This window comes from Algibacter sp. L3A6 (assembly GCF_009796825.1).
Lineage (GTDB): Bacteria > Bacteroidota > Bacteroidia > Flavobacteriales > Flavobacteriaceae > Algibacter.
Genome location: NZ_CP047030.1, coordinates 3461305 through 3483305 on the forward strand (window position 1 = coordinate 3461305; position 22001 = coordinate 3483305).

Annotated in this window: 21 protein-coding genes; 11 read left to right on the forward strand and 10 right to left on the reverse strand. The window is 33.6% G+C overall.

The annotated features are described in order from the left end of the window. Nucleotides 1-53 precede the first annotated feature (53 nt). From moaA to glp, 9 genes are all read right to left on the reverse strand, one after another. Entirely contained in the window at nucleotides 54-1061 is a 1008-nt protein-coding gene (moaA, locus tag GQR98_RS14360; RefSeq protein WP_159020101.1) for a GTP 3',8-cyclase MoaA, read from the reverse strand. Between the two features lie 63 nt (nucleotides 1062-1124). Beyond that, complete coding sequence (moaCB, locus tag GQR98_RS14365; RefSeq protein WP_159020102.1) at nucleotides 1125-2036, reverse strand: bifunctional molybdenum cofactor biosynthesis protein MoaC/MoaB; 912 nt, start codon at nucleotides 2034-2036, stop codon at nucleotides 1125-1127. Between the two features lie 82 nt (nucleotides 2037-2118). After that, nucleotides 2119-2562, reverse strand: coding sequence for a molybdenum cofactor biosynthesis protein MoaE (locus GQR98_RS14370; RefSeq protein ID WP_159020103.1), 444 nt, complete (start codon nucleotides 2560-2562; stop codon nucleotides 2119-2121). After that, a complete protein-coding gene (moeB, locus tag GQR98_RS14375; protein WP_159020104.1) occupies nucleotides 2552-3652 on the reverse strand; it encodes a molybdopterin-synthase adenylyltransferase MoeB in 1101 nt (366 codons plus the stop codon). The genes GQR98_RS14370 and moeB overlap by 11 nt, the downstream gene beginning before the upstream one ends. A gap of 39 nt (nucleotides 3653-3691) precedes the next feature. Continuing rightward, nucleotides 3692-3925, reverse strand: coding sequence for a MoaD/ThiS family protein (locus GQR98_RS14380; protein ID WP_159020105.1), 234 nt, complete (start codon nucleotides 3923-3925; stop codon nucleotides 3692-3694). Beyond that, nucleotides 3916-4494, reverse strand: coding sequence for a molybdenum cofactor guanylyltransferase (locus GQR98_RS14385; RefSeq protein WP_159020106.1), 579 nt, complete (start codon nucleotides 4492-4494; stop codon nucleotides 3916-3918). Before GQR98_RS14385 ends, GQR98_RS14380 begins: the two co-directional genes overlap by 10 nt. 2 nt (nucleotides 4495-4496) lie before the next feature. Continuing rightward, complete coding sequence (locus GQR98_RS14390; protein WP_159020107.1) at nucleotides 4497-5237, reverse strand: sulfite exporter TauE/SafE family protein; 741 nt, start codon at nucleotides 5235-5237, stop codon at nucleotides 4497-4499. Nucleotides 5238-5327: 90 nt separating this feature from the next. Next, a complete protein-coding gene (locus GQR98_RS14395) occupies nucleotides 5328-5666 on the reverse strand; it encodes a winged helix-turn-helix domain-containing protein (protein ID WP_159020108.1) in 339 nt (112 codons plus the stop codon). 1 nt (nucleotide 5667) lies between these two features. Further along, nucleotides 5668-6846: a gephyrin-like molybdotransferase Glp gene (glp, locus tag GQR98_RS14400; protein WP_159020109.1), complete on the reverse strand. Its 1179-nt coding sequence runs from the start codon at nucleotides 6844-6846 to the stop codon at nucleotides 5668-5670. A 246-nt stretch (nucleotides 6847-7092) separates the two neighbouring features. Here glp and nrfH point away from each other — a divergent pair, with 246 nt between their 5' ends. The 11 genes from nrfH to GQR98_RS14455 all read left to right on the forward strand — a co-directional run bounded on the left by nrfH (nucleotide 7093) and on the right by GQR98_RS14455 (nucleotide 21407). Next, nucleotides 7093-7692: a cytochrome c nitrite reductase small subunit gene (gene nrfH, locus GQR98_RS14405; protein WP_233268013.1), complete on the forward strand. Its 600-nt coding sequence runs from the start codon at nucleotides 7093-7095 to the stop codon at nucleotides 7690-7692. Nucleotides 7693-7718: 26 nt separating this feature from the next. Next, nucleotides 7719-9215 (forward strand): ammonia-forming cytochrome c nitrite reductase, encoded by a 1497-nt coding sequence (nrfA, locus tag GQR98_RS14410; protein WP_159020110.1) that lies wholly within the window; start codon nucleotides 7719-7721, stop codon nucleotides 9213-9215. 92 nt (nucleotides 9216-9307) lie between these two features. Next, a complete protein-coding gene (ccsA, locus tag GQR98_RS14415) occupies nucleotides 9308-12451 on the forward strand; it encodes a cytochrome c biogenesis protein (RefSeq protein ID WP_159020111.1) in 3144 nt (1047 codons plus the stop codon). 207 nt (nucleotides 12452-12658) lie between these two features. Then, nucleotides 12659-13417: a Crp/Fnr family transcriptional regulator gene (locus tag GQR98_RS14420; protein ID WP_233268014.1), complete on the forward strand. Its 759-nt coding sequence runs from the start codon at nucleotides 12659-12661 to the stop codon at nucleotides 13415-13417. A gap of 356 nt (nucleotides 13418-13773) precedes the next feature. Continuing rightward, complete coding sequence (locus GQR98_RS14425; protein ID WP_159020112.1) at nucleotides 13774-15168, forward strand: CmpA/NrtA family ABC transporter substrate-binding protein; 1395 nt, start codon at nucleotides 13774-13776, stop codon at nucleotides 15166-15168. 27 nt (nucleotides 15169-15195) lie between these two features. Then, entirely contained in the window at nucleotides 15196-16302 is a 1107-nt protein-coding gene (locus tag GQR98_RS14430; protein WP_159020113.1) for an ABC transporter permease, read from the forward strand. Between the two features lie 118 nt (nucleotides 16303-16420). Beyond that, entirely contained in the window at nucleotides 16421-17266 is an 846-nt protein-coding gene (locus tag GQR98_RS14435) for an ABC transporter ATP-binding protein (protein WP_147676803.1), read from the forward strand. Between the two features lie 11 nt (nucleotides 17267-17277). Further along, on the forward strand, nucleotides 17278-18105 hold the full coding sequence (locus GQR98_RS14440; protein WP_159020114.1) for an ABC transporter ATP-binding protein: 828 nt from the start codon (nucleotides 17278-17280) through the stop codon (nucleotides 18103-18105). Nucleotides 18106-18228: 123 nt separating this feature from the next. After that, nucleotides 18229-19485, forward strand: a complete 1257-nt coding sequence (locus tag GQR98_RS14445) for an alginate export family protein (protein ID WP_159020115.1) — start codon at nucleotides 18229-18231, stop codon at nucleotides 19483-19485. Nucleotides 19486-19661: 176 nt separating this feature from the next. Then, nucleotides 19662-20375, forward strand: coding sequence for a carboxypeptidase-like regulatory domain-containing protein (locus tag GQR98_RS14450; protein WP_159020116.1), 714 nt, complete (start codon nucleotides 19662-19664; stop codon nucleotides 20373-20375). Next, entirely contained in the window at nucleotides 20376-21407 is a 1032-nt protein-coding gene (locus GQR98_RS14455) for a transglutaminase domain-containing protein (protein ID WP_159020117.1), read from the forward strand. Nucleotides 21408-21579: 172 nt separating this feature from the next. On the opposite strand, the gene GQR98_RS14460 is transcribed toward GQR98_RS14455, so the two are convergent. Next, nucleotides 21580-21981 carry a hypothetical protein gene (locus tag GQR98_RS14460; RefSeq protein ID WP_159020118.1) on the reverse strand — a complete coding sequence of 134 codons (402 nt, stop codon included), beginning with the start codon at nucleotides 21979-21981 and terminating at the stop codon, nucleotides 21580-21582. Between the last annotated feature and the right edge of the window lie 20 nt (nucleotides 21982-22001).

Consider the following 22001-nt stretch of genomic DNA (forward strand, 5'->3'; position numbering starts at 1 on the left):
TCTTCCCCAGATTTTAGCGTTTTTTTTGTTTTAATATTGTTTTTTAATTGGGGTTAACCACCAATAGTTATCATACTTCTATTGTTATTGTGCAGTTTAGGTTCTTGTAATTTTTTTAGAGTATCCATACCACCTCGCACTTTAAATTTAGCTTGTACAGCTTTTTGGATAATTGGCTCAATAGAATTCCCTGCTCTCAAAGTTGTTAGTAAATCGGATTCTCCCGATGAAAACAAGCAGTTTTTTAATTGTCCGTTTGCTGTTAAGCGCAATCTATTGCAAGAATCGCAAAACGGATTAGTCACAGAACTAATAATAGCAAAACTACCTTGGTAGCCTTTTATTTTGTAGTTTTTAGAGGTGTCATTTGGAGCATCGGTTAAGCGTACAATATCCGTTTCGGGGAAAGCGGCGTTAACCAATTGCATAACATCGGCATAAGATACCATTTTACTCATATCCCATTTGTTGCCATCAAAAGGCATAAACTCTATAAACCGAACCGCAATGGGTAAATCTTTAGTAAAATGGATAAAATCGATAATTTCATCTTCATTAAAATCTTTCATCAATACCGCATTAAGCTTCACATTAAAACCTTCTTTTACTAAAAGTAAAATGTTGTTATAAACTTTCGTGAATTGATCTCGCCTCGTGATGTGCTTAAATTTTTCGGCATCTAAAGAATCTAAACTTACATTAATATTGTTAACTCCATTCTTTTTTAGAATATCAATATACTTATCTATAATTACGGCATTAGATGTAATTGATAATTCTACAGGAAGTGATGATAGCTGTTCTAGAATTACAGGGATATCCTTTCTAATTAAAGGTTCACCGCCAGTTAGTCTAATTTTAGTAACGCCATGTTTTACGAAGATTTTTGCTATATCATAAATTTCCTCGTAAGTCATTAAATGGCTTTTCGGCGAAAGCGGAACACCTTCTGCAGGCATGCAATAGGAGCAACGTAAATTACAGCGTTCTATTAACGAAATTCGTAAATATGCGTGATCTCTGCCGTGTAAATCTTGTAATACGGGAATTTCGTTTTTCATTACTATTATTTTAATTTATTCTATATTTTCAGGTTTAAAAAACCAGAAGTAATCTTTTAAAAACTAATCGTGTCTAGCGCCTTTCAAAATCCTGAAACTATGTAAAACAGCAGGAAAAATGGCATCCATAGATTCCTTAGCACCATTAGTTGAGCCAGGTAAAGCTAAAATTAGTGTATCTTTTATAGTACCAGCAACGCTGCGCGATAACATAGAAAACGGTGTACGGTCTTGACCGTAATTTCTAATAGCTTCTTCAATTCCAGGAATACGTCTATCTAACAACGGAATTAAAGCTTCTGGTGTTACATCGCGCCCAGAAAGTCCTGTGCCTCCAGTGTAAATAACCATATCGATACCTTCGGCCTCGTATTGTTTGGCTTTAGCTTGAATATCTTCAATTTCATCAGGAATAATAACATATTCTGAAATTTTCACATCGCAAGATTCTAATTTTTCAATAATGGCTTTACCAGCTTTATCTTCTTTATGTCCAGCAGAAATAGTATCAGAACAAACAACTACTGCTGCTTTTAAATCTTTTCTAAAACGATCTCTAAAATCCGATTTCCCACCTTTTTTCTCTAATAACTTAATGGCGTGAATCTCGATGCCTTTATCAATAGGTTTCAGCATGTCGTACATATTTAAGGCCACAACGCTTGCTCCATGCATGGCTTCAACTTCAACACCTGTTTTGTAAATAGTTTTTACTGTAAAAAGTACGGTGATTTCCAATCCGTTAATATCGTATTCCACACCGGTAAATTCAATAGGTAAAGGGTGGCAATCGGGTAAAATATCTGGAGTACGTTTTACTCCTAAAAGCCCTGCAGCTTTGCTCATCGCAAAAACATGTCCTTTAGGCACGGTATCGTTTTTAATAGCTTCTATAGTTTCGGGTTTACTTACTTTTACCACAGCTTGAGCGATTGCAGTGCGTAAAGTTGTGCTTTTATGGGTGATGTCTACCATTTTTATGTGTTTAACTGAAATTTGCGTAAAGCATTTAGTTTATTAGAGATTTTTCAATTTAATTCTTTGGCTATAAAAAATATTATGAATTCACTTTCCATTGATGCGTTTCATCTTCAAAAATTTCTTTTCCAAAAACAGGTACATCAGCTTTAATCGCTTCAACTATAAATTCTAAAGCTTCAAAAACCACTTTACGTCTCGGTGATGATACAAATACAAATAAGCATATTTCGCCTGCTTTTACAGTGCCTAAACTATGATAAATGTGCATGCAGGTAAGGTCGAATTTATCAAAAGCAGCCTCTCGAATATCATGAAATTTTTTGTTTGCCATATCTTCGTAAGCCGTGTATTCTATAGCTGCTACCGTTTTATCATCGATAACATCGGCACGAACTTGTCCTAAAAAAATGTTATGAGCACCAATACTTGTTTTCGTTTGATGTTTATAAATAGAATTCCCTATAAAGTCTGATGTTATTGGGCCTTCTTTAAATACGCTTTTAGGTTTTTTATCTTTCATTTAGTAACATGTTATTATGTTCGTTTATTTTATTTTGTATTTCGGCGGCGCCTTCAACAATACTAAAACAGTTTAATATGTTATGTTCTAGTAATAGTTCTACCGCGCGTTTACTTCGCATTCCTGATTGACAAAAAATAGCTTTCTTTTTTGTGATATCGATTTGATCTAGTTGATTTTCTAGCTGACTTAACGGAATATACATAATAGGTAAATCGTCAATTTTTGGTTGTTCATGAGTTTCTCTAACATCAATAAATTGAATGTTTTTTTCTGATAAAACACTTTCAATTGAAATAGGGATAATTTCAACCTCACAATTCCAATTGATTGCTTTTAGATGAAAATTGTCTTTGTCATTAAGAACAGATTCAACGGCAGTTTCCGACCGTTTAATCTTTAAGGTTGTGTTTTCTAATGTTAAGGCATTGTAGCAAAATAGTTTCCCGGATAGTGTGTTACCAAGTTCTAAAATGATCTTTAAAACTTCGTTAGCTTGCATGGTGCCAATAATTCCTGGAAGCACACCTAAAACACCAATTTCTGAACAATTTGGCGCACTCCCTTTTGTTTGTGCTTCGGGAAACAAACAACGATAACTTGGTCCATTTTTATAATTAAACACCGAAATCTGACCTTCAAATTTATAAATAGCTCCAAAAACTAGCGGTTTGTTTGCGATAATGCAGGCATCGTTAACTAAATAACGAGTTTCAAAATTATCGGAACCATCTACAATTATATCGTATAATTTAAATAAATCTAGAGCATTTTTATGTGTTAGTTTTTCCGGATAAGCTACAATAGAAATATCGCTATTCAAATCTTCTAAACGTGCTTTGGCAGCTTCAGCTTTGTTTTTACCTAACGTTGAAGTTCCATAAAGAATTTGACGTTGTAAATTTGTAATATCAACCAGGTCGAAATCAATAATGCCAATATTACCAATGCCTGCAGCTGCAAGGTATTGCAAAACTGGGCAACCCAAACCACCTGCACCAATAACTAAAACTTTGGCTTGGTTTAATTTGTTTTGTCCAATCTCTCCAATTTCAGAAAGGATAATATGTCGGTTATATCTGTTACTCATTTTTTTGTTTTAATGGGTTCTTTATAAAAACTAAAATAATTATCCACCAGCAAATGGTGGTAATAATGCAATGTCTTGACCCGATATTTTAGTGGCTTCCGAAACTAATTCTTGGTTTTGAGCTACCTTAAAATCTTTATTTTCTAGGTTTTTATATTTAGAATGAAGAACCTCTAAAAGATCGGAAACATTATCTCCCGAAAATTCGATACACTCTTCATTAATCTCTGTAATTTCAGAAATTTGTCCGAAATACTTTATGTTTAATTGCATGCTTTTAACTGTTTTAATTCATCTTTAGTGTTAACATTTGTTGTAAATAAATCTTCATTTTCATTAATAGAAACGCTCTTAACACAACACTGGTTTACGGCAAATTGTAATTTTCGTTCGCCTGCGTTTAATAGCCTCTCAAATTTAGTTTTGCAAGATTTACTATAAAGTGCAATCAGTGGCATTTTTCGATTATTACTTTCTATTTGAATAACTTCGGAAGTGGCATCGATACCCGAAATTAACTGTCTTAAAACATCTGAATTTATCAAAGGAATATCGCAACTCAGCACTAAATTGTAATCTGTTTTAGATTCTTTTAAACCAGAATAAATTCCGGCTAAAGGCCCTGCGTTTTCAATAGAATCATTAATTCGGTTTACGCCAAAAACATCATAATCCGTATTATTTGATACTATAATAAATTCTGAAACTAACGGCTTTAAAGCATCGATGCTATGTTGCATAAACGATTTACCATTCAGCATTAAAAAGCCTTTATCAGTACCCATTCGAGAACTTTTCCCGCCTGCGAGAATAATGCCTGTTATATTCGTTTTATCTATCATATTTAAGTGAAAAATAATTTGCCACAGGCAATAATTAAAACAAAGGCTAAAATATAGCGAAGTTGCATGTTGTTTATTTTTTTACTTCCGAAGTAACCACCTAAAATACCACCAATTAAAGCAATGGCTACTAATAGAAAGGATTCCTTTTGAAGTGTAACACCACTATATAATTGACCAACCAAACCTGATGCGGAGTTTACCCAAATAAACAATGCAGAAACGGCTGCGGCTTCCTTCATTTTACCCCAATGAAATAATAAAATCACTGGACTTAAAATAATGCCGCCACCAATACCAATGAGCCCAGAGAAAAAACCAATTATACTTCCGAAAAAGAGGCCCTGCCAAAGTTTTACCTCCTTTATATTATCACTTTCTTTTCCAAAAACATTAAGCATTTTTAATATGGCAAAAACGAGTAAAACGGCCAATATTTTTTTATAAATAGAAGCGTCGATTTCAATAGTGCCTCCAAAAAAAGCAAATGGAATAGAGGTTATTGCAAAGGCTAGAAATAGTTTTTTATTAAAAAAGCCTGCTTTAAAATAATAGTAAAATGAAATTCCTGCCACAAATAAATTAAGCAATAGGGCAGTGGGTTTCATTGTTTCTGGAGCAAACGAAAACAGCGCCATAAGGGCTAAATAACCACTTGCGCCACCATGTCCAACACTAGAATATAGAAAGGATACAATGGGTAAAATAATTAGAAACAAGGTTATGTTTTCGGTTTGTAGCATTGTGTTTGGTTACTGATAATTTGTTTAAGATTGTGGATTATTTTTTAAGATAACTTCAGACATCATTCTGAGTACTTTTTTTGTTGCATACTATAATTCATCAAGTTTCTGAGTTTGTTCATCTAAAAAATTCCAACAGTTATTATTTATTTCATCGAACACGGCAATTAATTGTTTGCCATAATCTGTTAATTCTGCACCTCCGCCACCTTTGCCGCCTGTACTATTTATAGTTACAGGTTTTTTAGCCGATTTGTTTACAGAATCTATTAGAGACCATGCTTTTTTGTATGATAAACCTAAAGTTTTAGCTGCTTTAGATAAAGATCCTTTGGTTTCAATGGCTTTTAATAATTGCACGCGCCCTTCACCTAAAAGCACATGGTTTTCGGATTCTATCCAAATTCTGCTTTTAATTTTGTAGCTCATATCATTCGGGTAAAATTATGGTTTCAACTGTTTTTCCTATGGTAATTTCCTGTTCGTTTTCATCCATAAAAACTAGAGCATTGGCTAAAGCAAAGGTTTGTTGCATGGCCGAACTTTGCCCTTCTAGAATTTCAACTTCACCATTATTATAAATGGCTTTTAAAAACTGAGGTCTATCTCCCTTTTTTAGAAAATGTGTTGCGGATTTAGCTGAAATCCGTTTTAGTTCTAGCTCCTCACGATTCATCATTTGCTGCAACGCGATATAAACATAAACGTAAAAACAAGTAAGTGCCGCAGCAGGATTACCTGGTAATGCAAAAACTTGAGTCGCTCCTTTTCTTCCGTAGAACAAAGGTTTGCCTGGTTTTTGTTTCACTTTATAAAAAAGTTCTTCAACGTGTAATTCCGTTAAGGCTCTACCGACAAAATCGTAATCTCCAACCGATATACCTCCCGTAATAATAACAAGATCGTTTTCGCTAATTGCCGTTTTTAATTGTGTTACCGTTCTACCATAATTATCTGCAACATTATATAAATTAATATCGTAGAATTTTAAATTGTACAGCGCACTCAGTAACATTTTAGAGTTACTTTCGTATATTTTTCCGTATTTTAAATCGGTTCCTGGGTCTACCAATTCATTTCCTGTGGTAATAATAGCTATCGATGGTTTTTTGTATACAGAAACTGTTGTAATACCCAAAGAAGCCAAAAACCCAATGGCCGCCGGTGTTAATTTTGTTCCTTTTTTTAAAGCTAAATCACCATGTTTTACTTGTTCTCCTAAAGGTCGAATATTTTGTTTTATAGAGACGTCACCTTCAATTTTTATTAATAGTTTTTCAACGGTAACTTTTTCTTGCATAACCACCGCATTTGCAGTTTTTGGAACGGCAGCTCCTGTAAATATCCGGTAGGCTTCCCCTGGTTTTAATACAGATTGGTGTTCATCGCCTGCTTGAATTTCTCCCATTAAGCGGTATGTGTTGCTATCGTGTAAGTTTAAAGCATATCCGTCCATGGCCGATTGATTAAATGGCGGCATGTTAATAGGGGATGTAACATCTTTAGAAAGTATATAGCCACCGGCTTTTTCAACTGTTTTAATAGTTGTTTTCATTAGAGCGTTGGTGTTTGCCTTTACTGTAGAAATGGCTTGTGGAATGGAGATCATTATAAATACCGTTATGTATTGGCAAATATAACGATATTAATTTTTAATTCTACTTTTTTTATAACATGACATTTGTCATTTTATTTTGTTAAAAATTTTAACATATTTGCTAAGTTGTTAAAAATCAGGTTTTTCTTTTTGGATGAAAAGGAAAAAATGTATTTTTAAGATAATGTTAGTAGTTGATTTTTTACAAACTAAAATAAGAAAAGGTAGTTAATTAATAAACTTGAATAATTTATACTTGTGGATATACAAAACAAATTATTACCAAATAAAAAATCTAGATGGCGAACAATAGCGGTTTTTTTTATTGCTATTATCACAGGTTTAGGTTTATTTATGACGAAGGAGGCCGAATTGGTTTCTTACATGTCTGATGATCCTTTAGCTTGCGTAAACTGCCATGTTATGACGCCAGTTTATAATAGTTGGATGCATAGTTCGCACAGAGAATGGGCATCTTGTAACGATTGCCATGTACCACACAACAACATATTTAATAAGTACTACTTTAAAGCTAAAGATGGTTTGTTTCACGCATCGGTTTTTACGTTAAGAGCAGAGCCAGAGGTGATGTTTATGCGAGAGGCATCTCAAGAGGTGGTTCAAAATAACTGTATTCGTTGCCATGTGCAGCAAGTTACACAAGTAAAGTATGATGGATATATAGAAGATCATGCTAAAAATAGAACGGAAAGACAATGCTGGTCTTGCCATCAAGAAGTACCACATGGTACAGTACATGGAATTTCAACAATAAAAAGTAATATAGCGCCACTACCGACAGATAAGGAAGAGGCTGTTATACCAAGCTGGTTGGAAAAAGAAATGGAAACCAAATAGATTTTAAAATAAATTATACTTAATACATGAAAAACAAGGTTTTATTTATTGTGACAGTAGTAGTCGTATTTCTACTGGGATTATTAGCATCAAGTATTGTTAATAGGAAAAACGAGGCTAAATATCAATATGTTCCAAAGGTTAACATTGGTGATAATGAGCCAAGAAATGCCGAATGGGGAAAAAATTATCCAGCCGAGTATCAGTCGTTTTTACAAACAGCCGACACTAGTTTTGCAACTTACCAAGGTGGTTCTGCTATGCGCGATATGCTAGATGAAGATACTAATTTAGTTGTGCTATGGGCTGGTTATGGTTTTTCTAAAGATTATAATCAAGGTCGTGGTCACATGAATGCTATTAAGGATATAACAAACTCACTTAGAACTGGTGGACCTAAAGGAGAAGGTGATGGACCAATGCCTGCTACATGTTGGACATGTAAGAGTCCTGATGTGCCACGTTTAATGAATGAAAAAGGTATAGCCGAATTTTATTCTGGTAAATGGGCAGATAAAGGTGATGAGATTGTAAATCCAATTGGTTGTGCAGATTGTCATGATTCTAAAACTATGAAATTAACCATATCTCGCCCTGCTTTAGTAGAAGCTTTTGATGCTATGGGGAAAGATATTAACCAAGCTACACACCAAGAAATGCGTAGTTTAGTATGTGCACAATGTCACGTAGAGTACTATTTCGATAAAAAAATACCAGGAAAAGAAGGAGTGCCTTATTTAAAATTACCTTGGGAAAACGGTATGTCTGTAGAAGCTATGGAAGAGTATTATGATGCTATTGAATTTAGCGATTGGACACACAAATTAAGTCGTGCACCAATGTTGAAAGCGCAGCACCCAGGATACGAAACTTACTTAACAGGAGTTCACGCCGATCGTGGTGTATCTTGTGCAGATTGCCATATGCCATATAAGAGTGAAGGCGGACAAAAATTTACAGATCACCACATACAATCTCCTTTAAACAATGTATCTAATGCGTGCCAAGTGTGCCATAGAGAAGATGCCGATAAGTTAAAGATTAATGTTTACGATCGTCAGCGTAAAACAGCAGAAAATAGATTGAAATTAGAAGGCTTTTTGGTTAAGGCTCATGTAGAAGCTAAAAAAGCTTGGGATTTAGGAGCAACAGAAGAGCAGATGAAAGATATTTTAATGGATATCCGTCATGCACAATGGCGTTGGGATTATGCCGCGGCATCTCACGGTGCATCTTTTCACTCTCCAGTTGAAACCGCTAGAGTTATAGGTAGTGGTTTTACGATTGTTCAAGACGGTCGTGTTAAATTAGCACGTTTACTTGCTGAGTTAGGCCACAACCAACCTGTAGATATGCCAGACATTTCTACTAAAGAAAAAGCTCAAGAGTATATTGGTTTAGATATGGAAGCTTTAAGAAAAGAGAAAGCAGAATTTAAGAAAAACCTAGTACCAAAATGGTTAGAAGCCGCTAAAGAAAGAGAATCTAAATACGGCGCAAAAGATGTGTCTTTAAATAATTAAAAATAAGTATTCGTTTTTAATAATTAGGAAAGATAGTTTTTGATGATTAGTGATATCACCAAAACTATCTTTCTTTTTTTTAATAAAGTTTTATGCAGAAATTATACAAGTTTTTTTCATCATCAAGGTTGGCTTTACTTTTATTACTAACATTTGCCATATCAATGGCTGTAGCCACATTTGTTGAAAACGATTATGGAACAAAAACAGCTTGGATAATCATTTACGACTCTTGGTGGTTTGAGATGGTTATGGTTGGTTTAGCTTTTTCATTCATCGCCAATATTTTTAAGTATAATTTATTAAAGAAAGAGAAGTGGGCCATTTTACTGTTCCATTTATCTTTCATTGTCATCATTCTTGGTGCAGGAATTACACGTTATACTTCTTATGGTGGCGTTATGCGTATTCGAGAAGGGCAATCGTCTAATGTGGTTATTTCAGATACTAATTTTTTATCAGTAACTATTACTGATGGAAAAACGTCTAAAACGGTAAAAGAAAAACGATCGTTTTCATATATAAAAAATAACGATTTCACATTAAAAACAGATTTTGAAGGCGCAACAGTAGCGGTATCTTACAACGATTATGTGGAAGATGCTATTGCCGAAGTTGTAGAAGATGAAAAACATGGTGAACCTCTTTTAGAAATGGTAGTTACCGAAGGAAATGGTAGAAATACCATATACCTTAAAAAAGGAGAAATTGAAAAGATAGGAGAGCATCAGCATGAAATTGGTTTCAATTCTGATAAAAAAGGTATTATTAATATTGTTGAAGAAAATGGTGCTTTTAGTATCGATTCTCCTCACGATTTAGATTTCTTTATCATGTATTCACAACAAGCAGGAGTGATTCCTAAAGATAGTTTGTATGCCATTACTTTAAGAACTTTATATCGTTCTGGAGATATTTCATTTGTGCCATTAACGTATTTCGAAAGCGGAATCTTTCATTTAAAAAGTGAATCTGAAGATTCTAAAGAAAACGATAAAATGAAGGATGATGCATTATTAGTAAATGTATCTGTGAATGATGCTGAAAAGCCTTTAAATATATTGTATCGCGAAGGTTTTCTGCCAACACACCACGAGGTGAATATTGATAATTTAAGAGTGATTTTATCTTATGGAGCAGGAGCAATAGAAATGCCGTTTTCTATTCAGCTAGATGATTTTCAATTAGAGCGTTATCCAGGTTCATCGAGTCCATCGGCTTATGCTAGTGAAGTTACTATTTTAGATAACGATGAAAAAACACCGTTTAGAATTTTTATGAATAATGTGTTGGATTATCGAGGTTATCGCTTTTTTCAGGCCAGTTATGATACCGATGAAAAAGGAACCGTGCTTTCTGTTAACCATGATAGTTTAGGAACTTGGATTACGTATTTAGGATATTTACTGATGACGTTGGGTATGTTTTTTACCCTTTTCGGAAAAGCATCTCGTTTTCATTTAATTAATAAAAAACTGAAACATTTAAAAAAGAAACATGTAGCTGTTGTAATATTGCTTTTTGGTTTACAGGCTTCATTTGCTCAGCAATTAAACGATTCTACAGCACAGCAAATAGAGCGTTTAGTAAAATCGCAAGAGGTAGATCGCGCACATGCCGATTATTTTGGTAGAATTTTGGTACAAGATCTTGATGGTAGAATAAAACCTGTAAATACATTAGGTTCTGAGTTTTTAAGAAAAATATCAAGAAAATCGAGTTTTTCATATCAAATAAACGATGAAAAAGTAACTTTTGATGCCAATCAAACGTTTTTAGCCATGCACATAGCACCGCACGTTTGGCAGAAAATACCGCTTGTTAAGGCCGATTTTGACAAAACAGGTAACCTTTTTAGAGATGTGGTAGTTGGTACAAACAACCTATTGCCTTATACTAGCTTGCTAGATGATAAAGGTGATTATATTTTAACCAATCAAGTTGAAGAAGCTAACAAGAAAAAGCCCGCAGAACGTAATGAGTTTGATAAAGAGGTTTTAAAAGTTGATGAGCGATTTAATATTTTATATAATTTATTTGCTGGAAATTATTTAAAGATCTTCCCGAATAAGAATGATGCCAATAATACGTGGTTTAGTTTTAAACATCATTTCAGAGATTTCCCAGAGGAAGATGCTCAGTTCGCGCAAAGCATTATTCCATCATATTTTAATGATATTGTAATGCTTAAGTATGATGATGCTCAAGAGAAATTAATGTACATTAAAAAGTATCAAGAGGTTTTAGGCGCAACTGTAATACCTACACCAGAGCGCATAGAAGCAGAGCTTTGGTATAATAAAGCTAATATTAATTTTTGGTTATTTCAAGTATTTTTTGCACTTGGTTTAATGTTACTCGTTTTGGCTATTGTAAAAATGTTTGTGCAGAAAAAAGGTATAGAGTTTTTTAATAATATACTTATAGTGCTAACTCTAGTTTCATTTCTATGTTTTACAGGAAATATTATTTTACGTTGGTATGTGGCTCAACACGCGCCATGGAGTAATGGTTACGAGATGCTGGTTTTTGTTTCTTGGGTATTACTGCTGTGTGGATTGCTTACATTTAGAAAATCAGACTTTTCTTTACCGTTAGCTACCTTATTTTCTGGAGCTTTATTATTTGTAAGCTACTTAGATTGGTTAAACCCAGAAATCACCAATTTAATGCCTGTTTTAAAGTCGTATTGGTTAAAAATACATGTGGCAACCATTGTTAGTAGTTATGCGCCATTAGCATTATCGGCTATTTTAGGTTTAATGGCGTTGTTACTTTATATTTTTAAAACACCAAAAACGAAGGCGATAATAGAAATTAAAATTAAAGAGCTTACTTATATTAATGAAATAGCCATGACTATTGGTTTGTTTGTATTAGCTGTAGGTACGTTTTTAGGAGGTGTTTGGGCTAATGAGTCTTGGGGACGTTATTGGGCTTGGGATCCAAAGGAAACATGGGCTTTAATAAGTATTATTGTTTATGCTATCGTTTTGCATTTAAGATTTATCCCGAAACTGAATAACAACTTTGTTGTAAACGTAGCAAGTATGTTTGCTTTTTGGTCTATTATAATGACTTCTTTTGGGGTCAATTATTATTTGTCGGGTTTACATAGTTATGCTGCTGGCGATCCGTTACCAATTCCTAAGTTTGTTTATGTTTTAGCTACTTTTATGGTTATTGTAACGCTTTTAGCGTATTGCAGAAAGAAGACTTTTGGTCGTAAAAAATGAGAGCAGTAGAATAGATTTAAATTCTTAATCGATAGAAAGATATACATAAAATCCAATTTTTAAATTACGGTTTTAATAATAAAGACATCATAAATATATGATGTCTTTATTATTTTTAGAATCTATTTGCGTAATTATTAAAAATAAGTAGTGTTTTCAATAAGTAAGTATTAATACTTATATTTGTATGAGTCGCTTAAAGATTTTATGCAAAATACAGTTGTAAATACATATAGAACACCGCCAAACGTGAGATCGCTCACGAGAACGGCTTGCGAAGTATGTGTTAATAACAATTGTTTAATAAAGAATGCATTAAATACCTTAGGTCCTGCAATTCTAGAAAAAGAAAAGAGTGACATTCGTTGTAAAAAAGGCCAACAGTTTATAATAGAAGGAGCTCCAGTTAATGGGTTGTTTTTTATTCTTAAAGGTACTGTTAAAGTTTTCAGAACTGGTATTAATGGTCGTGAGCAAATAGTTCGTTTTGCTAAAGAAGGCGAAATTATCGGGCATCGTGGTTTTGGTACCGAAGAGTATTATTCTATTGGTGCTGTGGCTTTACAAGACACTGTACTTTGTTATTTTTCAAAAGATAGTTTACAAGAAGCCTTAAGGAAAAGTCCTGAGTTTAGTTATGAGTTAATGCTTTTTTATGCCAACGAGCTTAATCGTAGTGAATCTAAAGTGAAGTCTATTTCTCAAATGACGGTTCGTGAGCGAGTTATTGATACGCTTTTATATATTCATAGAAAATTTGGTGATTTACGTGGTTATCTTAATTTGCCACTAAGCCGAAAAGAATATGCCGATTATGCAGGAACCACAGAAGAGCAGGTAATCCGTGTGTTTTCTTTGTTAAAAAAGGAAGGTTTAATTTCTGCTAAAGGAAAAAAAATTGGTGTTCCTAATGTGCAAGCACTTAAAAATGAAATTAGCGAACATAACTATTTCTTAGATAGTTAAGCTACATTTCAAAGTTATACAATATACATTTTCATTTCTTTCTTATTTCAACTTAAAAACCGCATTGGTTTATTTTAAGTTATACTTCATTTAAAACATTATTTCAACTTTATTTTTATAAATACGTGTTTTTATACGTAGTTTTTCATGTTCACTATGTTGGTTTACGTAGTTTGTTTAGTGGGTTTAAATTGTTTTAAATCAGGAGGTTGTTTTTTTTAACTGTGTTTTAGCAGGTTTTTATATGCTAAAAAAGATGTTACTACATGGGTAATGTCATGTAATAAATTATGTTCTACTTATATATTTGCAATAAGTAAGTATTAATACTTAGTAATTAATTAAAACTATTCAATATGAAATCATTATTAACAAAATCCTCTTTAGTTCTTTCCTTAGCGATTGCATTAAGTGCTTGTGGAGGCAAAGAGAAAAAGAAAGAGATAGCAGAAACGGCTGTAGCTGCAGTTTCTAAAACAAAAACATTAGATATTGAAAAACCACAATTAACATTTGGTTTTATCAAATTGACAGATATGGCGCCTTTAGCCATTGCAAAAGAAAAAGGATTTTTTGAAGATGAGGGTTTATTTGTTTCAGTTGAAGCACAATCGAATTGGAAAAATATTTTAGATCGTGTTATTGATGGTCAGTTAGATGGTTCTCACATGTTAGCAGGACAACCAATTGCTGCTGGAGCAGGATTTGGACGTCAGGCCGATTTGGTAACACCATTTTCTATGGATTTAAATGGTAACGGTATTACGGTATCTAACGATGTTTGGTCTAAAATGAAACCAAATGTACCAACAGGAGAAGATGGAAAACCTGTACACCCAATTAAAGCGGAAGCTTTAAAGCCGGTAATTACAGAATACAAAAATTCTGGTAAGCCTTTTAAAATGGGAATGGTTTTTCCGGTATCTACACATAATTATGAAATTAGATATTGGTTAGCAGCTGCTGGAATTCACCCAGGAATGTATACTGCAGATAATGTTCAAGGACAGATTGATGCTGAAGTTTTACTATCTGTAACACCTCCGCCACAAATGCCAGCAACATTAGAAGCAGGAACCATTCACGGATATTGCGTAGGTGAACCATGGAATCAACAAGCCGTATTTAAAGGTATTGGAGTTCCTGTAGTAACAAATTACGATATATGGAAAAACAACCCAGAGAAGGTTTTTGTAATGACAAAAAAGTTTGTTGAAGATAACCCAAACACGGCTATTGCAGTTACTAAAGCTTTAATTAGGGCTGGTAAATGGTTAGATGAGCCAAGTAATAGAGCGGAGGCTGTAAAAATATTATCAATGTCTCAATATGTTGGTGCGCCAGAAGAGGTTTTAGCCAATTCTATGACAGGTACTTTTGAGTTCGAAAAAGGTGATAAGCGTGATATGCCAGATTTTAATGTATTCTACAAGTACAACGCAACATACCCGTTTTATTCTGATGGTATTTGGTTCTTAACGCAAATGCGTAGATGGGGACAAATTCCTGAGGCTAAGCCAGCAGCATGGTATGCAGAAACAATTAATAACATTTACAGACCAGATATCTGGACAAAAGCAGCGAAGCTTTTAGTTGAAGAAGGAAATATTCCTGCAGGAGATATTCCAACAACAGATGGGTTTAAGCCTGCAACATCAGATTTTATTGATGGAACGACTTATGATGGAAAAGATCCAATTTCTTACATCAACAGTTTTAAAATAGGAAATAAAGATAAAGCGATACAATAATTAGTAAAGCCAATAAATAAAGAAGTCATGAAACAAAGTATAACATTAGGAAAAGTAACCAATTTTATAGGTCTAGGTTTTTTAAGCACATTAAAAGATTTATTTACTGGTAAGCTGGAAAGAGAAGATTTAAAAAACCTCCTACGTAAAACAGTTGTTCCACTGGCTTCTATGCTATTATTTATTGGGCTGTGGCATTTGGGTGCAAAATCTTTGTACAACATTGAAGCCGAACATAAAATTGAAAAAGCACTTACAGATCAAGGACAAGAAGCTGCCGATGCTTTGCAAGCATGTATTGCATCGGGAGATTCTAGTTGCCAACCTAATACGTTGCCATCTCCAAGTCAGGTTTGGGATTCTTATAAGTCGTTATTAAGAGACCATAATATTATAAAAGCAGATAAAGCTGCGTTTATAGAAAAAACAGCTGTTTTAAATGAAAAACGATTGGCAGAAGGTAAGGATGCTATTACTTATACGGGGCGTCCATCATTTGTAGATCAAATATTTAGAAGTTTAAAAACGGTATTCGCTGGGTTTTTATTGGCCTTATTTATTGCTGTGCCTTTAGGGATTTTCATCGGGTTGAGTCCGACTTTAAAAAGTGCATTCAACTGGTTTATTCAAATCTTTAAACCTGTATCTCCTGTAGTTTGGTACTTATTGGTTTTTATGATTGTAAAAACATTATTGATAGATTCTAACGAAGATAGTTCGTTTACCATATCCTTTATAAGTGTTGGTTTTTGTTCTATGTGGGCTACTTTGGTTAATACGGCAATGGGTGTAGCTACTGTAGATAAAGATTATATTAATGTTGCTAAAGTATTGAAGTTAGGACCATTTCAAAAAATATTTAAAGTTGTGCTTCCTTCATCTTTACCATTAATTTTTACTGGTTTAAAAATCACATTATCAGTAGCTTGGATGGTTTTAATTGCTATTGAGTTATTGGCGCAGAGTCCTGGTTTAGGGTTGTTTGTTTGGGAAGAATTCCAAAACGGAGCTAACGATTCTAATGCAAAAATTATTGTTGCCATGTTTGTTATCGGAATTATTGGTTTCTTACTAGATAGAATTATGCTAACCATACAAAACTGGGTGTCTTTTGATAAAACAGAAGGGATTTAATTGAACAGACGAATTTGCGTTAGGGATTGCAGTGGAAAGCCCACAGCGTAGGAACGGAGCGAGGACTTGAAGCGTAAAGCCCGACCCTTGTGGTAACGCCCAAATAAAACTTAGAAAAATGGCATATTTAGAATTAAATAATATTTATAAAACTTACGGCAAAGGCGAAAACGAACCGGAAGTGTTATCGAACATTAATTTATCGATAGAAGAAGGTGAATTTGTTGCTATTGTAGGGTTTACTGGTAGCGGAAAAACAACTTTGGTAAACTTAATTAACGGTTTAATTACTCCAACTAAAGGTGAGGTTTTGTTTAAAGGCGAGCCGGTTATAGGAACTAGCCATGAGCGTGGTGTGATTTTTCAGAATTACTCATTATTGCCTTGGTTAACGGTTGGGCAAAATGTGTATATGGCGGTTAAAGAAGCTTTTCCTAAAAAAACGAAAGCTGAGTTACATGCTATTGTTGCCGATTATGTTGAGATGGTGAGTTTAACACCTGCTATTAATAAAAGGCCTAAAGAATTATCGGGTGGTATGCGCCAACGTGTATCGGTTGCTAGAGCATTAGCTATGAAACCAGAGATGATTATTATGGACGAACCACTTGGTGCTCTAGATGCATTAACGCGTGGTAATTTACAAGATGAAATTTTAAATATCTGGGGTAAAGATAAGCGTACAGCGCTGTTAATTACCAATGATGTGGATGAAGGTATTTATATGGCAGACCGAATTATTCCGTTACGTCCGGGACCAAATGCAACTTTAGGACCTGAGTTTAAAATTGATATTGAACGCCCTAGAGATAAAACGGAAATGAATGATAATCCGAATTTCAAAAAAACAAGAAATGCTATTATTGAGTATTTAATGGATATTGGAAATGAAAGGAAAACCGAGGCTAAGGAAGCCATTGTTCTTCCGGATTTAAGTCCTAAGGATTTTGTTAATCAATTTTAAAAGGAAAAGACATGAGTGTTATAATTGAAAATAAACAGAGCCATAAGTTTGAAAACCATGTTTTCCCATCTAACGATGTGATGCTGGATTTAAAGAATTTGAAAAAAGTGTATCCGACTCCAAAAGGCGATTATGTGGTTTTGGAAGATTTAAACCTACAGATTAGAAAGGAAGAGTTTGTTACTATCATTGGCCATTCGGGCTGTGGGAAAACAACCATGCTTTCTATGATTGCGGGATTAAATCCTATTTCTGGTGGTCATATATCTGTGTTAGGAAAGCATATAAAAGGACCAGGACCAGATAGAGGGGTTATTTTTCAGGCGCCTAGTTTAATGCCTTGGATGACGTCTTTACAGAATGTGCTACTTGGTGTTAATAAAGTGTTTCCGCATGCTACAAAAGCACAAAGGCATGATATTGCTAAGTACTATTTACAGAAAGTAGGGTTGGAGGATGCTTTTGATAAAAAGGCATCAGATTTGTCTCAAGGAATGCAACAACGCGTTGGTATTGCTCGTGCGTTTGCAATTAAACCTAAAGTATTATTGTTAGATGAGCCTTTTGGAATGTTAGATTCATTAACACGAGGCGAGCTACAAGATATATTAATTGAAATTTGGAATAAAGAAAAAATTACAGCGGTAATGATCACGCACGATGTAGATGAAGCTATCTTTTTAGCAGATCGTGTGGTTATGATGACGAGTGGACCTAAGGCAAAAATTGGTGATATTTTGAACATTGATTTTGAGCGCCCAAGAACACGAAAATCGGTGTTAGAGCATGATGATTACTACAAATATAGAAAACACTTAATAGACTTTTTAGAGCACTAAAAATGAGTATTAACATGAGATTTATCATAAAGTAAGACTTAACAGTCACATATATTTGCGATGATAAATTAAACGTATTGATACTAAATAGAACAAACAATTAACGACTACAAATTTAAAATTATGAAAAAAATTTATTTAACTTTAGGTATCTTAACCATAATGGTTCAATTTGCTCAAGCACAATTTACATTAGATGGTGAGTTTAGACCACGTACAGAATACCGTAATGGTTTTGGAAGTATTATTCCCGATGCTGCAGATCCAGGTTTTGGTATTTCTACTAGAATTAGATTAAATTCAGGTTATAAAACGGATGCATATAGCTTTTATTTAAGCTTGCAAGATGTTATGGTTTGGGGAGAAAATAGACAGATTTTACCTTACGACCAGAATAATTCGTTTGCAGTATTTCAAGCTTGGGCAGAAGTAAAATTAGGCGAAGGATTTACTACTAAATTAGGACGTCAGGTTATTTCTTATGATGATCAACGTATTTTTGGTGGATTAGATTGGGCACAACAAGGGCGTAATCATGATGCTGCATTATTGAAATACAAAAAAGGTAAATTTTTATTAGATGTAGGATTGGCTTTTAGTCAAGATTATTCTAACCCAGCAGGATTTCAATCAACTTCTACGGCTTACGGTACAACAGGTTTCTTTTCTTATAAAACCATGCAATATGCTTATTTAAAACAATCTTGGGATAGTTTCTCAGGTAGCTTATTGTTATTAAACAATGGTTTCCAAAAATATGAAGCAGATGGTGTTACTCCAGATGGTGTAAACAGTATTCAAACTTTAGGAACGCATTTAGATTATAAAAGTGGTGATTTTGGAGCGGCTTTAAATGCTTACATGCAAATGGGTGATACTGTTGATGGTGCATATTTATTAGGTTTAGAGTTTACTTATAAAGCATCGGCTAAAGTTGGTTTAGGTGCTGGTATGGAGCTTATTAGTGGTAACGATACAACAACAACCGATTCTGAAGCATTTTTACCTTTATATGGAACCAATCATAAATTCAATGGTTTTATGGATTATTTTTACGTAGGAAACCATGCTAACAATGTTGGTTTATTTGATATTCACGTAAGTGCAAATTTCAAACTAAACGAAACGTCTAGCTTAATGGTTAAAGCTTTAAACTTTAGCGGTGAGCAAGAATTAGCTAGTGGAGAGAAATCTTTAGGAACCGAGTTAGATTTAGTATACTCTAAAGCTTTTAAAGGTTATGCTTTAAAAATAGGATACTCTCACATGTTTGCTAGTGATGGTATGTACGAATTAAAAGGTGTTACAGAATCTGCTGCTGCAGATACTCAAAACTGGGCTTGGGCTATGTTAGTTATCAAACCTAAGTTTTTAAACTAAGAGCTTTTAAACTAAAATTGATATTATATGAAATCCCGCTTATGGCGGGATTTTTTTATGTTTAAAAATCAGCCTAACCGGAAAAGAACTTATACGCACTGAAAAATGCTGTTAACTCATTCTTGATATTTTTTGGATGATGATATTCATAAATTCGAATAAGAAAAATAAATATTATGAAACAACAATTAAGTATTTCGGTAAAGCAACCGTGTTCGGAAGATTATAATCAATTTAAACCTACGGCTTGTGGCGGGTTTTGTAATTCCTGCGACAAGGAAGTTATAGACTTTAGGAGAATGAGTGATGATAAGTTAAAGGCTTATTTTAAAATCAATAAGGAAAATACCTGTGGCATTTTTGCAACCTCGCAGTTAAAGACTTATACTTTCGAAGATGAAAAAGGAAGATATACATCGTCTTTTAATTTTCTAAGAGTAGCTAGTGTGGCTTTTATTTCGTTAATTTCTTTACAAAATATACAGGCGCAACAAATACAACGACCGACGCAAACGGTACAAAAAGTAAGTGCTTTTGATAGTGAAAAGCAAACTGAAGCAACTTCTTCTAAAACTGAATTTTTAAAAGGAACGGTTTCTGATACGTCTAGTCCGTTACCAGGTGTAAATATTATATTAAAAGGTACTACTATTGGTACAAGCACTAATTTTGATGGTGAGTTTGAGTTTCCTGAAACCTTAAAGGAAGGAGATATTCTGGTTATAAGTTACATTGGTTTCGAAACACAAGAAATCGCCATTAAAAAGAATCAAAAACCATTAGAGATTGTAATGCGTGATGATGTTTGCATACTTGTTGGTAAAGTAGCAGTAAAAGAGGTTTACGAGTCTAAGCCAAACTTATGGCAAAAAATTAAAGGTATATTTTAGATGAAACGCTTTATATTCATTTTAGTTGCCTTTGTCGGTTTTTCGGCAATATCTCAACAGTCAGATTTCAATACTATCGATTTTAAAAAAGCCGATAGTATTTCTGAGTTGTATAATCATACTGCATTAAAGAATTTGCCAGTTTTAGCACATAATCTCACGTTTCAATTAGACTCTGATGTCGAAAAATTTAGAGCCATTTATAAATGGGTTTGTCTTAATATAGAAGGCGATTATGGTTTTTATTTGAAAACCACTCGTAAGCGGAAAAAGTTTAAAAATGATAGCTTAGCTTTTACTAATTGGAATAAGACTTTACAGAAAAAAGTGTTTAAACAGTTGGTAGACAACCAAAAAACTATTTGTTCAGGTTATGCTTATTTAATTAAAGAATTGGCGGCACTATCTGGTATTGAGTGCGAGATTGTAAATGGTTATAGTCGTTCGCCAAGTAGTCAAATTGGTGAACTAGGTGTAGCAAATCATTCATGGAATGCGGTGAAGCTCAATAATAAATGGTATTTGGTAGATGCTACTTTAGCAAGTGGTTTTTTTAATGTGGATGAAAACAAATTTATAAAGAGTTATAACGATGGTTATTTTTTAGCCTCACCAGAGCAGTTTTCTAAAAGTCATTTCCCTTTAGATTCAAAGTGGTTATTGTTAGATGATAAACCACGGGCTGATGAATTTGTTAATGGGCCGATGGTTTATGGAAGTTCTTTTAAATATGGTGTAGTTCCGGTATATCCAAATACCTTAAAGATTGAAGTTGTTAAAGACGAAACGATTCCCTTTCAACTTAAAATTTTAAAAGAAATCAATTTGAATGATGTTCAACTTTCTGTGAGTAATGGCATTACTAAGGAAGCTTTACAGAATGATGATTTTACTTTTGTAGATGGAATACTGAAGCTAAATTATAGTTTTAGAACAAGAGGTCATTACGATTTTCATGTGTTGATTGATGATGAGGTTGTTGTTTCTTATGCGGTGCGGGTTTTGAAAGTGTGTAAGGTAGGGAAGTTATAGGTTTTAGTAAAATATAGTAAAAAGAGTATATAATCTGCTATCTATTAGCTGCGGTTTTTGTCTTGAAAAAAGTGATTACTCCTCTAAAATCGTGGCTAATTTTTATGCCCTGATATTGGTGATATTTTACTTGGAGTAAATTTTTAAGTAGTTAAAGAGTGATATATAACTTCTAAACGTTATTCTGTCTATCTCTCATTCTCAATTGAATTAATGTATGTTGCAATCCATTAAATTGATTTTCTAGACTTTTAGACATAGAATCAATTACTGGTTTGGTTAGCCCCATAGTATCAAACTTATTGTACAATTCATCAGAAAGATTTTCTTTGGATGATTTTTTTAACTCAGCTAGATATGTACTAAATGAAATATTTGGAAATATATCTAAGTCTCCTGATTCAGTTTTATTAATGTAGTTTTCCAATTCAATCTGTAAATCTTGCGATATATTTTGAGTTGATTTGAATAAGACTTTCAAATTGTCTAATTCTTCCTTTGGTTTACTTTGAAAAGTAAACCAAAATGTTAATGCAGCAATTACGAGTGATATTATAGCAATAATATTTTCCATTTTAAAATATTGTTTCGGTT

What these genes read in the sequence shown, in the direction of transcription:
- ccsA (WP_159020111.1), top strand. Translation starts at nt 9,308, where the DNA reads ATGCAGAAATTATACAAGTTTTTTTCATCATCAAGGTTGGCTTTACTT.
- GQR98_RS14425 (WP_159020112.1), top strand. Translation starts at nt 13,774, where the DNA reads ATGAAATCATTATTAACAAAATCCTCTTTAGTTCTTTCCTTAGCGATT.
- GQR98_RS14370 (WP_159020103.1), bottom strand. Translation starts at nt 2,562, where the DNA reads ATGAAAGATAAAAAACCTAAAAGCGTATTTAAAGAAGGCCCAATAACA.
- nrfA (WP_159020110.1), top strand. Translation starts at nt 7,719, where the DNA reads ATGAAAAACAAGGTTTTATTTATTGTGACAGTAGTAGTCGTATTTCTA.
- GQR98_RS14390 (WP_159020107.1), bottom strand. Translation starts at nt 5,237, where the DNA reads ATGCTACAAACCGAAAACATAACCTTGTTTCTAATTATTTTACCCATT.
- GQR98_RS14430 (WP_159020113.1), top strand. Translation starts at nt 15,196, where the DNA reads ATGAAACAAAGTATAACATTAGGAAAAGTAACCAATTTTATAGGTCTA.
- GQR98_RS14420 (WP_233268014.1), top strand. Translation starts at nt 12,659, where the DNA reads ATGCAAAATACAGTTGTAAATACATATAGAACACCGCCAAACGTGAGA.
- GQR98_RS14440 (WP_159020114.1), top strand. Translation starts at nt 17,278, where the DNA reads ATGAGTGTTATAATTGAAAATAAACAGAGCCATAAGTTTGAAAACCAT.
- GQR98_RS14460 (WP_159020118.1), bottom strand. Translation starts at nt 21,981, where the DNA reads ATGGAAAATATTATTGCTATAATATCACTCGTAATTGCTGCATTAACA.
- moeB (WP_159020104.1), bottom strand. Translation starts at nt 3,652, where the DNA reads ATGAGTAACAGATATAACCGACATATTATCCTTTCTGAAATTGGAGAG.
- GQR98_RS14435 (WP_147676803.1), top strand. Translation starts at nt 16,421, where the DNA reads ATGGCATATTTAGAATTAAATAATATTTATAAAACTTACGGCAAAGGC.
- GQR98_RS14445 (WP_159020115.1), top strand. Translation starts at nt 18,229, where the DNA reads ATGAAAAAAATTTATTTAACTTTAGGTATCTTAACCATAATGGTTCAA.
- GQR98_RS14385 (WP_159020106.1), bottom strand. Translation starts at nt 4,494, where the DNA reads ATGATAGATAAAACGAATATAACAGGCATTATTCTCGCAGGCGGGAAA.
- glp (WP_159020109.1), bottom strand. Translation starts at nt 6,846, where the DNA reads ATGATCTCCATTCCACAAGCCATTTCTACAGTAAAGGCAAACACCAAC.
- GQR98_RS14450 (WP_159020116.1), top strand. Translation starts at nt 19,662, where the DNA reads ATGAAACAACAATTAAGTATTTCGGTAAAGCAACCGTGTTCGGAAGAT.
- moaCB (WP_159020102.1), bottom strand. Translation starts at nt 2,036, where the DNA reads ATGGTAGACATCACCCATAAAAGCACAACTTTACGCACTGCAATCGCT.
- GQR98_RS14395 (WP_159020108.1), bottom strand. Translation starts at nt 5,666, where the DNA reads ATGAGCTACAAAATTAAAAGCAGAATTTGGATAGAATCCGAAAACCAT.
- GQR98_RS14380 (WP_159020105.1), bottom strand. Translation starts at nt 3,925, where the DNA reads ATGCAATTAAACATAAAGTATTTCGGACAAATTTCTGAAATTACAGAG.
- moaA (WP_159020101.1), bottom strand. Translation starts at nt 1,061, where the DNA reads ATGAAAAACGAAATTCCCGTATTACAAGATTTACACGGCAGAGATCAC.
- GQR98_RS14455 (WP_159020117.1), top strand. Translation starts at nt 20,376, where the DNA reads ATGAAACGCTTTATATTCATTTTAGTTGCCTTTGTCGGTTTTTCGGCA.